Source organism: Sphingomonas zeicaulis, assembly GCF_050433225.1.
GTDB lineage: Bacteria > Pseudomonadota > Alphaproteobacteria > Sphingomonadales > Sphingomonadaceae > Sphingomonas_D > Sphingomonas_D zeicaulis.
On record NZ_JBNPXQ010000002.1, the window covers coordinates 588,581 to 601,496 of the forward strand.

Annotated in this window: 13 protein-coding genes; 4 read left to right on the forward strand and 9 right to left on the reverse strand. The window is 66.5% G+C overall.

All coding sequences use genetic code 11. The features are described from left to right. Window positions 1-18 precede the first annotated feature (18 nt). The 3 genes from pgmG to FHS96_RS11865 are packed head-to-tail and all read right to left on the reverse strand — an operon-like array spanning window position 19 to window position 2,506. Window positions 19-1,401, reverse strand: coding sequence for a phosphoglucomutase/phosphomannomutase PgmG (gene pgmG, locus FHS96_RS11855; protein WP_429591230.1), 1,383 nt, complete (start codon window positions 1,399-1,401; stop codon window positions 19-21). Between the two features lie 12 nt (window positions 1,402-1,413). Continuing rightward, window positions 1,414-1,719 carry a J domain-containing protein gene (locus FHS96_RS11860; RefSeq protein ID WP_429591233.1) on the reverse strand — a complete coding sequence of 102 codons (306 nt, stop codon included), beginning with the start codon at window positions 1,717-1,719 and terminating at the stop codon, window positions 1,414-1,416. Window position 1,720: 1 nt separating this feature from the next. After that, window positions 1,721-2,506, reverse strand: coding sequence for a division plane positioning ATPase MipZ (locus FHS96_RS11865; RefSeq protein ID WP_429591236.1), 786 nt, complete (start codon window positions 2,504-2,506; stop codon window positions 1,721-1,723). A 98-nt stretch (window positions 2,507-2,604) separates the two neighbouring features. On the opposite strand from FHS96_RS11865, the gene panC reads away from it, so the two are divergent. Then, a complete protein-coding gene (panC, locus tag FHS96_RS11870) occupies window positions 2,605-3,462 on the forward strand; it encodes a pantoate--beta-alanine ligase (protein ID WP_429591238.1) in 858 nt (285 codons plus the stop codon). Between the two features lie 72 nt (window positions 3,463-3,534). Here panC and FHS96_RS11875 read toward each other — a convergent pair whose 3' ends face one another. The 6 genes from FHS96_RS11875 to FHS96_RS11900 are packed head-to-tail and all read right to left on the reverse strand — an operon-like array spanning window position 3,535 to window position 8,541. Further along, on the reverse strand, window positions 3,535-4,296 hold the full coding sequence (locus FHS96_RS11875) for an ABC transporter permease (protein WP_429591241.1): 762 nt from the start codon (window positions 4,294-4,296) through the stop codon (window positions 3,535-3,537). Then, window positions 4,293-5,228, reverse strand: a complete 936-nt coding sequence (locus FHS96_RS11880) for an ABC transporter ATP-binding protein (protein ID WP_429591244.1) — start codon at window positions 5,226-5,228, stop codon at window positions 4,293-4,295. Before FHS96_RS11880 ends, FHS96_RS11875 begins: the two co-directional genes overlap by 4 nt. A gap of 53 nt (window positions 5,229-5,281) precedes the next feature. Further along, window positions 5,282-6,865 (reverse strand): cryptochrome/photolyase family protein, encoded by a 1,584-nt coding sequence (locus tag FHS96_RS11885; RefSeq protein ID WP_429591247.1) that lies wholly within the window; start codon window positions 6,863-6,865, stop codon window positions 5,282-5,284. Continuing rightward, window positions 6,858-7,502, reverse strand: a complete 645-nt coding sequence (ccmB, locus tag FHS96_RS11890) for a heme exporter protein CcmB (protein WP_429591250.1) — start codon at window positions 7,500-7,502, stop codon at window positions 6,858-6,860. Before ccmB ends, FHS96_RS11885 begins: the two co-directional genes overlap by 8 nt. Further along, complete coding sequence (gene ccmA / locus FHS96_RS11895; RefSeq protein ID WP_429591253.1) at window positions 7,499-8,134, reverse strand: heme ABC exporter ATP-binding protein CcmA; 636 nt, start codon at window positions 8,132-8,134, stop codon at window positions 7,499-7,501. Before ccmA ends, ccmB begins: the two co-directional genes overlap by 4 nt. Further along, window positions 8,131-8,541 (reverse strand): metallopeptidase family protein, encoded by a 411-nt coding sequence (locus FHS96_RS11900; protein ID WP_429591255.1) that lies wholly within the window; start codon window positions 8,539-8,541, stop codon window positions 8,131-8,133. Before FHS96_RS11900 ends, ccmA begins: the two co-directional genes overlap by 4 nt. A gap of 60 nt (window positions 8,542-8,601) precedes the next feature. Between FHS96_RS11900 and FHS96_RS11905 the strand changes: the two genes are divergently transcribed. The 3 genes from FHS96_RS11905 (at window position 8,602) to FHS96_RS11915 (ending at window position 12,910) form a co-directional block, all read left to right on the forward strand. Next, a complete protein-coding gene (locus FHS96_RS11905; RefSeq protein ID WP_429591258.1) occupies window positions 8,602-8,907 on the forward strand; it encodes a 4a-hydroxytetrahydrobiopterin dehydratase in 306 nt (101 codons plus the stop codon). A gap of 158 nt (window positions 8,908-9,065) precedes the next feature. Continuing rightward, the gene (locus tag FHS96_RS11910) at window positions 9,066-11,798 is read left to right on the forward strand and encodes a TonB-dependent receptor (RefSeq protein ID WP_429591260.1); all 2,733 of its coding nucleotides are present in this window, start codon (window positions 9,066-9,068) and stop codon (window positions 11,796-11,798) included. Then, complete coding sequence (locus tag FHS96_RS11915) at window positions 11,795-12,910, forward strand: glycoside hydrolase family 53 protein (RefSeq protein ID WP_429591263.1); 1,116 nt, start codon at window positions 11,795-11,797, stop codon at window positions 12,908-12,910. The genes FHS96_RS11910 and FHS96_RS11915 overlap by 4 nt, the downstream gene beginning before the upstream one ends. The last annotated feature ends 6 nt before the right edge of the window (window positions 12,911-12,916 follow it).

A 12,916-nucleotide genomic window follows, 5' to 3' on the forward strand; every position in this document is an offset into this window, starting at 1 on the left:
GGGAGGGGAGAAGAAGGCTCAGTGCCCCGCCTGCTCGCCGCGTTCGATGCCCGACAGTTGGAGTTGCGAGTCGATCTGCTTCAGCAGCCGGTCCAGCCCGGCCTCGTCCTTCGCCTCGGCACGCGCCACCAGCACGTCCTGGGTGTTGGAGGCACGCAGCAGCCACCAGCCGTCGGGCGTGTTGACGCGGGCGCCGTCGGTGCGGTTGATGTCGGCACCTTCGGCCTCCAGCCGCTGCAGCACTTCCTCGATCACCGCGAACTTGCGCGATTCGTCGACCTGGAAGCGCATCTCCGGCGTGTTGACCATCGCCGGCATCGCATCCTTGAGCTCGGTGAGCGACTTGCCGCTGTGGCGCACTGCACCCATCAGCCGCACCGCCGCGTAGAGCGCATCGTCGAAGCCGTAATAGTCCCAGGCGAAGAAGATATGGCCGCTCATCTCGCCGCCGAGCGGGCTGTCGACCTCCTTCATCTTCGCCTTGATCAGGCTGTGGCCGGTCTTCCACATCAGCGGCTTGCCGCCCAGTTCGGCCACGCGATCATAGAGCGCCTGGCTGGTCTTCACGTCGGCGATGATGGTGCCGCCGGGAACTGCCTTCAGCACCGGCTCCGCGAGGATGCCGAGCAGCTGGTCGCCCCACACCACGCGGCCCTTGCCGTCGATCGCGCCGATGCGGTCGCCGTCGCCGTCGAAGCCGATGCCGAAATCGAGGCCCTTCTCAGCGACCAGCGCCTTGAGGTCGACGAGGTTCTTCTCCTCGGTGGGATCGGGATGGTGGTTGGGAAAGTCGCCGTCCACGTCGGTGTAGAGCAGGTGATGCTCGCCCGGCAGCTGCTTCACCAGCTTCTCGATCACCGGGCCGGCGGCGCCGTTGCCCGCGTCCCACGCCACCTTGAACGCGCCGCCCTGATAGCCGGCGATCAGCCGGTCGACATACATGTCCATGATGTTGGCGTTGGTGACGGTCCCTTCGCCGTCTTCCCAATCGCCCTCGGCCGCCATCGTGCCGATCTTCAGGATGTCCTCGCCGAAGAAGGGGCGGTGCTGGAACACCATCTTGAAGCCGTTGTAATCCGGCGGGTTGTGGCTGCCGGTGATCATGATGCCGCCATCCACCTCGAGCACGGCTTCGGCATAATAGAGCATCGGCGTCGGGCCCAGGCCGATGCGGACGACGTCGATGCCGCTCGCGGTCAGGCCCTGCACCAGCGCGGCTTCCAGCAGCGGCGACGAATGACGGCCGTCATAACCCACCGCGGCGCGGGTGCCGCCGGCGCGACGCAGCAGCGTGCCGAAGCCGCGGCCGATCGCGGTCGCGTCCGCCGGGTTCAGCGTCTTCCCCACGATCCCGCGAATGTCATATTCGCGCAGCGTCGTTGGGTCGAACTTGTGGCTCATCGATGGACTCCGTCAGGCTCGGGGTTGGGAATCGCTGGTCGCGGCCCGCAATAGCAGGTCCCGCGCCAAATTGGTTCTGCGGGCAAGCTCTTCGCTGCCGCCGGCATCGGGGTGGACGCGGGCGATGATGCGGCGGTGTGCGGCGCGGATCATCGCCGCATCGGCGTTCGCCGGCAGGTCGAGCAGCCGGCGGGCTTCCTCCAGCCCCATATCCTCGGAGCGCGCCGGCGGCCGTGGCGGCGTAACCCGCTTGGGCCGCGGGCGCACCGCAAGCCAGACCGCCACGACGAGCAGTCCGAAGAAGATCAGCTTGGCCATATCAGGCGGCGCGCGTCACCGCGTCCGGAAGCGCCAGCGCGGCGATCATCTCGCGCAGCTCCTGCCGTGCGGCGATGTGGCCGAGCCCGACTTCGGGAATCTGCGCGAAATCCAGCAAGGTCAGCCCGCTCGGGAAAAGCTCGCGATAGATCACGCGTTCCGACAGCCCCGGGATCACGCGGAAACCGACCCGGCGCGAGAGTTCGTCGAGCGCGCTGCCGACGCGGCGCATGTTGCGCGCCTCAAGCTGCTGCAGGCGGTTGCGCAGCACCACCCAGTCGATCGTGCCGCCGTCGCGCTTCGCGCGCTCCTTGCGGGCATCCCAGATCAGCTCGGCATAGAAGCTCAGCCGCCTGACCTTGTAGCTGTCGGGATCGACCTGGCCGATCAGGTCGAAGTCGACGAAGCTGTCGTTCATCGGCGTGACCAGCGTATTGGCGCGGCTGGCCGCGAAGCGCGCATAGGGATCGTCGCGCCCCGGCGTGTCGATGACGAGGAAATCGACGCCGTCGCTGAGCGTGGCGATCTGGTCTTCAAGTTCCTCGGTGCTGCTGCCCTTGAAGGTGCCGTGTCGCACCGTGGGCAGGGTGACGCCCAGCTTGCGGCAGGTCGCGTCGCGATTTTCGATGTAGCGCGCGGTGGTCCGCTGCCGGCTGTCGAGATCGAGCGCTGCGACGCGGCGGCCGGCGGCGGCCAATGCGATCGCGACATGCACCGCGGTGGTGGATTTGCCAGTGCCGCCCTTCTCATTGGCGAAGACGATGAAATGAACCGAATTGGCCGACATCAACGCTTGCGACTCCGGTTGGCCCCCATCTGCCTCTTGATCGGGGCTTCCGCGCCCCCCATAGACGCGGCCCCGCCCATATCGAAGGCCGCCGCACCGTGCAAATCATCCGTCAGAAAAAGGCGCTGGAGGAAGCCCTCGCCACTTTCCGGAGCGAAGGGCACCGCATCGCGCTCGTTCCCACCATGGGCGCGCTTCACGATGGCCATATGGCCTTGATCGAAGAGGGCAAATTGCGCGCCCAGCGGGTCGTCGCTTCGATCTTCGTCAATCCCAAGCAGTTCGGCGCGAACGAGGATCTCAGCAGCTATCCCCGCCGGGAGATGAAGGATGCGGAGATGCTGCGCGCCGCCGGCTGCGCGCTGCTGTGGGCGCCCGCGGTCGAGGAGATGTATCCCGACGGCTTCGACACCAACATCTCGGTCGGCGGCGTCAGCACCGATCTCGACGGCGCCACGCGTCCCGGCCATTTCGATGGCGTGGCGACGGTCGTCACCAAGCTCTTCAACCAGGTCCGCCCGGATGTCGCGCTGTTCGGCGAGAAGGATTTCCAGCAGCTCGCGGTGATCCGCCGGATGGTGACCGATCTCGACATGGGGATCGAGATTGTCGGCGTGCCCACCCAGCGCGACGTGGACGGCCTCGCCCGCTCCTCGCGCAATGCCTATCTCGACGATGCCGAGCGGCTGGCCGCACGCGCCATGCCACGCGCGCTGGGGGAGGCGGCTGCGGCGATCGCTGCCGGCCAGGATGTGGGCGAGGCGATCGAGCGCGCCCGCGCGACGCTCACCAAGGCCGGGTTCGATCCGATCGACTATATCGAACTGCGCGATGCCGAGACGCTGGCGCCGGTCGAGCGCGTCGAGCGTCCCGCCCGGCTGCTGGCGGCGGCGCGGATCGGGCCCGCGCGGCTGATCGACAATCTGGCGATCCTGCCGCCGGCGGCAGCGGAGTAGAAGCCTCCTCCGTTCGTCCCTCGACCACGCTCGGGACGAACGGGCAGGGGGCGTTGACGCCCGCCCACGCGCTTACTGCTTCAGCCGATACCCGGTCTTGAAGATCCACACGATGACCGCGAGGCACGCCAGCATGAACGCGCCGGTGAATGCCAGGCTCAGGCCCACGCTCACGTCGCCTGCGCCGTAGAAGCTCCAGCGGAAGCCGCTGACCAGATAGACCACCGGGTTGAACAGGCTGACCGTGCGCCAGACGCCCGGCAGCATGTCGATCGAGTAGAAGGCGCCGCCGAGGAAGGTCAGCGGCGTCACAATCAAGGTCGGGATGAAGCTGAGCTGCTCGAACCCTTCGGCCCAGATGCCGATGATGAACCCCATCATGCTGAACGTCACCGAGGTGAGCACGAGGAAGGTGATCATCGCGAGCGGATGGTCGATCCTCACCGGCACGAAGAAGGTCGAGGTCAGCAGGATGATCAGGCCGATCACGATCGACTTGGTCGCCGCCGCGCCGACATAGGCTGTCACCGCCTCTGCAGGCGAGATCGGCGCCGACAGCAGCTCGAAGATCGTACCGGTCCACTTCGGGAAGTAGATGCCGATCGAGGCGTTCGACAGGCTCTGCGTCAGCAAGGTCAGCATGATCAGGCCGGGCACGATGAACGCGCCATATTGAACGCCGTCCACCTCCTGCATGCGGGATCCGATCGCGCCGCCGAACACGATGAAATAGAGCGCCGTGGTGATCACCGGCGCCGCGATCGACTGCCACAAGGTGCGCAGCGTGCGCGCCATTTCGAAGCGGTAGAGCGCCCAGGTTCCGCGAAGATTCATTCCGCTGCCTCCCGGCGTTCGACGAGGTCGACGAAGATGTCCTCCAGCGAGCTCTTCTCCATGTCGAGGTCGCGGAAGCCGATGCCGAGATCGTGCATCGCGCGCAGCAGCCCGGGGATGCCTGTCTCCTCCTCGCGCGCATCGAAGGTGTAGACCAGCAAGGTGCCCTCGGCCTCCAGATGCAGATCCCAGCGTGCGAGTTCGACCGGGATCGCCGCCAGCGGCGTCTCGAGCGTCAAGGTCAGCCGGCGCTTGCCGAGCTTGCGCATCAGCGCCGCCTTTTCCTCGACCAAGATGATGCGGCCCTTGTCGATCACGCCGACGCGGTCGGCCATCTCCTCGGCCTCCTCGATATAATGGGTGGTCAGGATGATGGTGACGCCGCGCTCGCGCAGCGACCGCACCAGCTTCCACATGTCACGCCTGAGCGAGACGTCGACCCCGGCTGTGGGCTCGTCGAGGAACAGGATCTCGGGCTCGTGCGCCAGCGCCTTGGCGATCAGCACGCGTCGCTTCATGCCGCCGGACAGCGTCATGATCTTGGCGTCGCGCTTTTCCCAGAGCGACAGGTCCTTCAGCAACTGCTCGATGAACGGCTTGTTCGGCGCCTTGCCGAACAGCCCGCGCGAATGGTTGACGGTCGCCCACACGCTCTCGAACGTCTCGGTCGAAAGCTCCTGCGGCACCAGCCCGATCCGCGCGCGCGCGCCGCGCCAGTCGCGGACATTGTCATGCCCGTCGACGAGGATCGTGCCGGACGTCGCGTTGACGACGCCGCAGATGATGCCGATCAGCGTCGTCTTGCCGGCGCCGTTCGGCCCCAGCAAGGCGAAGATCTCACCCTTGGCGATTTCGAGGTCGATGTCGCGCAGCGCGACCTGACCGGATTTGTAGGTCTTGCCGACACCCGCGACGGCAATCACCGGCTGCATGGAATTTCCCCTGCTGAACGCCCGCGCCCAATTAGGGTGTACCTGCCATGCTTTCAATCGACGCCCGTCGAAAGCGGGCGGCGCGCCCAGCCGTCTGCCGCAGGGGCAAGGCCTGCGAGGAAGGCGGCGGCACTGGCGCGATAGGCATCCCGCTGCGCCGGCTTCATCCGGTCCCAGGTGGCGTACATGTTGCGCATCCGCGGGTTGTCGCGGAAGCGCGCGTCGTGCCGCGCCAGGAAATCCCAGTACAGCGCGTTGAACGGGCAGGCGTCCGGCCCGGTCTTCGCCTTCACGTCATAACGGCAGCGCCCGCAATGATCGGACATGCGGTTGATGTAGGCACCGCCCGCCGCATAGGGCTTGGAGCCGAGCAGGCCGCCATCGGCATATTGGCTCATCCCGACGACGTTGGGCAGCTCCACCCACTCATAGGCATCGGCATAAACGACGAGAAACCAGTCCGAGATCGCCTTGGGATCGACGCCGGCGAGCATCGCGAAATTGCCCAGGACCATCAGCCGCTGGATGTGGTGCGACCATGCCTCGCGCCGGGTAACGTCCACCGCGGCAGCCAGGCAACGCATGTCGGTTTCGCCGGTCCAGTAGAATTCGGGCAGCGGCCGGTCCGCCCCCAGCGCGTTGACCGCCGCATAGTCCGGCATGTGCAGCCAGTAGACGCCGCGCACATATTCGCGCCAGCCGATGATCTGCCGGATGAAGCCCTCCGCCGCGTTCAGCGGCACCCGCCCGGCGCGCCAAGCCCGCTCGGCGGCCTCGACCACCTCCTGCGCCACCAGCAGGCCGCAATTGAGCGCGGGCGACAACATCGAGTGGTAGAGCTGGTCCTGCCCCTCGACCATCGCATCTTGATAGTCGCCGAAATCCGGCAGTGCCGCTTCGATGAAATGATCGAGCGCGGCGAGTGCCTGCGCCCGCGTGACCGGCAGCGCGAAGGGTTCGAGCTGCCCGAAATGATCGCCGAAGCGCCGCGCGACCAGATCGAGCACGTCGCGCGTGATCGCATCGGGGTCGAAGCGGGCAGGGGCAGGATAGTTCAACCCGCGCGGGGGCGTCTTGCGGTTCTCGGCATCATAATTCCACCGCCCGCCCGCCGGCTTGTCGCCCTCCATCAACAGGCCGGTCTGCCGCCGCATGTCGCGGTAGAAATATTCCATCGTGAGCGCCCGTCGCCGCGCGGCCCAGCGCCGGAACGCCGGGATCGAGCACAGGAAGCGATCGTCCTTGAGGATGCGCACCGGCAGGCCGAAACGCGCCTCCCAGCCGTCGATCATCTGCTGCACCCGCCATTCACCGGCCTGGACGATGCGGATCTCGCGGGGGCGGTGGCACGCCACGGCGGCCGCGAGCGCGCCGGTGAAGCTGCCGCCGCTCGCCGGGTCGTCGAGTTCGACATAGTCGACCTGCCAGCCCTTCTCGCGCAGTTCCGCGGCGAAGTGGCGCATCGCCGACAGGATTAGCGCGATCTTCTTGGGATGATGGCGGACATAGACGGTTTCGTCCGACACTTCGGCCATCAGCACGATCGCGTCTTCGGGAGGAATGTCGCGCAGCGAGGCGATGCCGGGCGAAAGCTGGTCGCCCAGGATGAAGATCAGAACCGGGGACGGCTCAGTCACGCATCGCCTTCAACGCGGCGCCCGCGGCGAAGGGCGCGCCCGCCACCAGCACCAGGCTCGCGGCGGCGAGCAGCTTGAACGCGCTGCCGTCGATCGCGGTCAGCGCGCCGGCACCGAAGATCAGCACCGGCACCGCCAGCGGCAGCATCAGCAGGCCGGCCAGCGCTCCGCCGCCGCGCAGCCCCGCGGTCAGCGCGCTCGCGGTCAGCCCCAGCGCTGCGAGTGCGGGCGTGCCGAGCGCGAGGCCGAGTTCCAGCCGGCCCAGCGTGGTACCGTCCAACCGCAGCAACGCGCTGGCCGGAATCGCAGCGAGCATCAGCGGCGGGCCGAATGACAGCCAGTGCGCCAGCATCTTGGCGGCGGCCACGGCCTCGTCTCCCAGCCCGCGGATCGCATATTGATCGAGCACCCCGGCGTCGCGGTCGGGCGCGACCAGCCGGTCGACCGGCAGCAGCGCTGCCAGCAGCGCCGCGATCCACAGCACGCCGCCGCCGGTGCGCTCCAGCAGGCGGGTGTCCGGGCCGACGGCAAAGGGAAACAGCGTCGCCACGAGCAGGAAGAACAGCACCGGCAGCCACATGCCGCCGCGCAGTGCCAGCGCAAGGTCGCGCCGGATGATCTCGGACCAAGCCCTCATTGGTCGAACGCCATAGGATCGACCATTTCGGCGCGGGAGGGCGGGGTCAGCGCCACCTCGACCGTGTCGCCGAGCCCGATATCCTGATGCGTCGCCGCAAGGATCAACCCGCCGGCACGGCGGTGCTCCGCCATCGCCTCCGCCAGCAGCGCGCGCGACGCGGCGTCGAGGCCGTTGGCGGGCTCGTCGAGCAGCCAAATCGGCGCCGCCGCCGCGATCACCCGCGCCAATGTCGCGCGCTTGCGCTGGCCGGTGGAGAGCATCCGCACCGGAACCTCGGCCAGATGGGCAAGGTCCATCCGTTGCATTGCAGCCGTCACTCGGCCGCTGGCGCCGCCATCGATCCGCGACCAGAAAAGCAGCGCTTCCGCCAAGGGCAACGCCGGGTCGAGCGCGGTGCGCTCATCCGCCAGCGCGACCGTACCGGTGCGCGCGATCGTGCCGGCAAAGGCGGGCAGCAGCCCGGCGGCGAGGCGCAGCAGGCTCGATTTGCCCACGCCGTTAGGGCCGGTGACCAGCGCCGCCCCCCCGCCGCCGAGCGCGAAGCCGATGCCGCGAAACAACATGCGGCCGCCGCGCACGCAGGCCACGCCGTCCAGGGCGAGCGCGGGCGCCGGCAGCAGCGCCGTCATCCGGCGTCATCCTCCAGCGCGTGCATATCCTCGTCGGAAAGGCCGAAATGATGGCCGATCTCATGGATCAGCACATGCGCGACGAGATGCTCCAGCGTCTCGCCCTCCGCGATCCATTCGTCGAGGATCGGGCGGCGATAGAGGTGGATGATGTCGGGCAGCGCGCCGCTGTCGCTGACACTTTTCACGCCCAGCGGTCGCCCCGAATAGAGGCCGGTCAGGTCGAACGGATCCTCAATCCCCAGCTCGTTGAGGATCGCGTCCTCGGCGAAGTCGGTCACCCGGATCACCACCGCGCCCAGATGCGCGCGGAACGCCTCGGGTAGCCGGTTGAGCGTGTCGATCGCGATCGCTTCGATCGCCGCCGCGTCGGGCGCGCGCCGCCCTCCGGATTGACTTTGGTCCATAGGCTTCGCGACATAGGGCGCGGCGCGCCGGGGCGCCAGCGCCTGAAGGGAGGATGCGGCATGGTCGAGCAGCTTGACGAAGAGGCCCGCGCCCGCGCGCTCGATGATCTCGACGAATGGGATTATGACGATAGCCGCGATGCGATCACGCGCAGCCTGGTATTCGACGATTTCGTCACCGCCTTCGGCTTCATGACGCAAGTCGCGCTGCTTGCCGAGAAGGCGGATCATCATCCCGAATGGTCCAACGTGTGGAACCGGGTCGACATATTGCTGACCACGCACGACGCCGGCGGCCTGTCGCAGCGGGATATCGATCTCGCCGAAAAGATCGACGCGCTCTACGTTCCGTTCGAGAAGAACTGAGCTTCTCCCCGTTTTGAGACAGCGTGTGTCGCGGCCCACGTCGCGGCGCGCCCGGTGGTGCGCGATCGGGTCTGGTCAGCCGCGTCCGACTCATTTATCTTATCAATAAGCTAAAGAAGCGAAACGGCGCGCTTGTCGCCAGACGGGGAGAAGGATTCATGAAGACATTCGCGCAGGCGGTTTCTACCGCAACCAGTTTGATCGCGCTGATGGCGCCGGTCACGGTGTTCGCCCAGCAATCGAATTCTGCCACCGAAGATAGCGCTAACGCTACGGAAACGCCGCCTGAGGATATCGTCGTGACGGGCATCCGCGGCGCGCTGCAGGGCGCGATCAACGAAAAGCGCAATGCCGACCGGGTGCAGGAAGTGCTCGCCGCCGAGGATCTCGGCAAGCTCCCCGAAGCCAGCATCGCCGAGTCGCTCGCACGGCTTCCAGGCATTTCGACCAATCGCGATCGCGGCAACGGCACCCAGATTTCGATCCGCGGCCTCGGCCCGAACCTCGTCAACACCTTGCTCAACGGGCGCGAAGTCGTCTCGGCGGAATCGAGCCGGAACATCCGCTATGAGCAGTTCCCGGCCGAGTTGCTCAACGGCGCCTCGATCTACAAGTCGCCCACCGCAGCCCAGGTGGAAGGCGCGATCGCCGGGCAGGTCGACCTGCGTACCGTCAAGCCGCTCGACTATAAGGGCCGCAGCGTTTCGGTGAACCTGCGCGGCATCTTCAGCACCGAGGCGGATCGTGTGCAGGATGCGGATCCGTTCGGCTATGTCGCCAGCATCAGCTATGTCGGCCGGATCAACGATACGCTGGGCTTCGCGGTCGGCTATTCGGGCCGCAAGCAGGCGGTGGCGACGACGCGCACCAACATCTTCCGCTATACCGGCAGCTTCGCCGACTTCGACGGCAACGGCCTCGGCCAGAACGGGCTCCCGATCACGTCTGACGAGCCCAACAACCAGGGCGACGGCATCCCGTTCGGCTTCGAGGCGCTGGCGCGCGGCGGCAATGACGAGCGCCACGGTGCGGTCGGCGTGCTACAATGGCGCCCGTCGAGTGCGTTCGAACTGAATGCCGACTTCTTCTACAGCCGCGTCTCGTTCGACGAGACGCAGCGCGGCTTCCGCGTCGAAAACCTGCCCTTCGGCAATGTGCTGAGCGATCCGGTTGTCACGAACGGCTATGTCACCGGCATCACCACCACCAATGCCGGCACGGACTTCGGCCAGGTCGTGCGCGGCGTGAACGAGTCCTTCTTCTTCAAGGACAATCTCTATGCCGGCGGGCTGAATGGTCGCTACGAAGCCGGCGGCTGGGAGGTGCTGGGCGATGTCGGCTATTCTACCACCGACCGCCGCCAGCAATTCCTGACCTTGCGCACCGAACCGTTCGGCGTGACCCCGACGACGCGCTTCCAGAGCTTCCGGGGCCGCGCGCCGATCATGACGATCGATACCGACCTCACCAACCCGTCGCTGTATCGCATCGCCGACTTCCAGATTCCGGAAAATGGCGGCGGCGCACCGCTGATCAACGACGAACTCTGGTCGGCCTCGTTCGACGTCAAGCGCGAACTCGGCGGCTTCTTCAAGAACATCCAGTTCGGTGGCCGCTATACCGATCGCAGCAAGGATTATACCCAGCGCACCCAGTTCGGCTTTATCGATCCGGCGCAGCGCGTGCCGGTGCCGACCGACCTGCTCAACCGCGATTTCCAGTTCGGCGGCGAATACGGATCGCTGCCCGGCGTGCTCTCGATCGACATCCCGGCCGCGTTCGAACGCTTCTTCGGCGAGGTCAATCCCACCGAATCCTTCTTCGACCAGCGCTTCAGCTGGGTGGTGGGTGAGAAGACCTATGCCGGCTATGGCCAGCTCAACCTCGATGGCGAGCTGTTCGGCATTCCCGTTCTCGGCAATGCCGGCCTGCGCGTCATCCGCACAGAAACCGTGTCGCGCAGCACCGAGATCGACCAGACCCAGCAGCCCGACGGCAGCGTGATCGACATTGCCAATCCGATCGCCGTGCGCAACGAGTTCACGGATTGGCTGCCCAACTTCAACCTCACCTTCCAGCCGACCGACCAGCTCCAGCTTCGCCTGGGGTTCAGCAAGGCATTGTCGCGGGCGCCGCTCGACGATCTCAACGCGGGGTCGGGCGTGTTCACCTTCAACGGCGTGCCCCAGGGCTTCGGCGGCAACCCGCTGCTCGAACCGTTCCGCGCAACCCAGTATGACGCGACGGTCGAGTGGTATCTCAACCGCGACACCGCGATCACCGTGGCGGGCTTCTACAAGGATCTCGATACCTTCATCGTTCAGCAGGTAACGGCGGTGACGGTGCCAGATCCGGCAGGTGGCCCAGCGCTGGAGGGCACCTTCCGCCAGCCGGTCAACGGCGAGGGCGGCTCGATCAAGGGGTTCGAGATTTCGGCGCAGACCGTCTTCAGCTTCCTGCCGTCGCCGTTCGACGGACTCGGCGTGTTCGCCAACTACAGCTATACCGACAGCAGCATCTCGGTGACCGAGAATGACAATGCGATCGGCAGCATCCCGCTGCCGGGCCTCTCCAAGCATGTCGCCAACCTTGTAGCCTATTACAGCAAGGCCGGGCTCGAGGCGCGTGTCGGCTATCGCTACCGCTCCAGCTACGCGACCGAACTGGGCGATACCGATCGCATCCTGTTCACGGCGCCCGAAGGCGTGCTGGACATGCAACTCAGCTACGAGTTCCCGGAAAACACCCCGCTGGGCGGCGTGCAGATCATGTTCCAGGGCAACAACCTGACCAACGAGCCCTTCGAAACCTATTATGGCGATCGCAACCTGCAGGGCCGCTACGAGAAGTTCGGCACGCGCTATCTGTTCGGCATCGGCTTCAAGCTGTGATCGCACGGTTGGCGACGGTCGCCGCGCTGCTGCTCGCCGGCGGAACGGCGGTGGCGACCACGCCGCCGCCTCCGCCGCTGCCGCCGCCGCTCTACCTTGGTGCCGACCTGTCCTACGTCAACGAGATGGAGGATTGCGGCGCGGTGTTCCGCAAGGGGGGCAAGCCCGCCGACCCCTTTGCGCTGCTCCGTGCCGCCGGCGGCAACATCGTGCGCGTCCGCTTGTGGAACGACGCACGCTGGACCCGGTACAGCGGCTATGACGATGTGCTGAAGACGATCCGCCGTGCCCGCGCGGCGGGCCTGCAGGTGCTGCTCGACTTCCATTATTCGGATGATTGGGCGGATGGCGACAAGCAGCGTGCGCCCATTGCCTGGGAGAAGCTCGACACCGACGCGCAGGCCGCAGCGCTCCACGCCTTCACCCACGACACGCTGATGCGGCTCCATGCCGAAGGGCTGATGCCGGAAATGGTGCAGGTCGGCAACGAAACCAATCCCGAATTGATGGGCGGGGTGAAGGAACGCCCGATCGACTGGCGCCGCAACGCGAAGCTCTTCGCTGCCGGACTTCGCGCGGTGCGCGAGGTTGCCCAGGCAACCCGCACCGATCCGAAGATCATGCTCCACATCGCGCAGCCCGAACATGTGCTGCCCTGGTTCGATGCGGCACGCGACGCCGGGATCACCGATTTCGACGTGATCGGGATCAGCTATTACCGCAAATGGTCGACACGCACGGTGGCGCAGCTCGGTGAGACCATTGCCGAGGCGAAGCGGCGCTATCGCAAGGATGTGATCGTCGTTGAGACCGCCTACCCGTTCACCACCGACAATGGCGACGAGGGGCCCAACCTGCTGGGCGCGGATTCGCTGATCGATGGTTATCCGGCGACGCCCGAGGGGCAGAAGCGCTATCTGATCGACCTCACCCAGCAGGTCGTCGACGCAGGCGGCATCGGCCTCGTCTATTGGGAGCCGGCCTGGGTCTCCACTGGCTGCAAGACGCGCTGGAGCACCGGCTCGAATTGGGAAAATGCCGCCTGGTTCTCGCTCGACACGCATGAGGCGCTGCCGGCGTTCGACTTCCTCGGCCATGATTACCGGCGCTGAGCCGCA

Bases quoted from the DNA above. Each gene is read 5' to 3' on its own strand.
- ccmB (WP_429591250.1), bottom strand. From the start codon at position 7,502: ATGAGGGCTTGGTCCGAGATCATCCGGCGCGACCTTGCGCTGGCACTG.
- FHS96_RS11875 (WP_429591241.1), bottom strand. From the start codon at position 4,296: ATGAATCTTCGCGGAACCTGGGCGCTCTACCGCTTCGAAATGGCGCGC.
- pgmG (WP_429591230.1), bottom strand. From the start codon at position 1,401: ATGAGCCACAAGTTCGACCCAACGACGCTGCGCGAATATGACATTCGC.
- FHS96_RS11900 (WP_429591255.1), bottom strand. From the start codon at position 8,541: ATGGACCAAAGTCAATCCGGAGGGCGGCGCGCGCCCGACGCGGCGGCG.
- ccmA (WP_429591253.1), bottom strand. From the start codon at position 8,134: ATGACGGCGCTGCTGCCGGCGCCCGCGCTCGCCCTGGACGGCGTGGCC.
- FHS96_RS11880 (WP_429591244.1), bottom strand. From the start codon at position 5,228: ATGCAGCCGGTGATTGCCGTCGCGGGTGTCGGCAAGACCTACAAATCC.
- FHS96_RS11860 (WP_429591233.1), bottom strand. From the start codon at position 1,719: ATGGCCAAGCTGATCTTCTTCGGACTGCTCGTCGTGGCGGTCTGGCTT.
- FHS96_RS11910 (WP_429591260.1), top strand. From the start codon at position 9,066: ATGAAGACATTCGCGCAGGCGGTTTCTACCGCAACCAGTTTGATCGCG.
- FHS96_RS11865 (WP_429591236.1), bottom strand. From the start codon at position 2,506: ATGTCGGCCAATTCGGTTCATTTCATCGTCTTCGCCAATGAGAAGGGC.
- FHS96_RS11905 (WP_429591258.1), top strand. From the start codon at position 8,602: ATGGTCGAGCAGCTTGACGAAGAGGCCCGCGCCCGCGCGCTCGATGAT.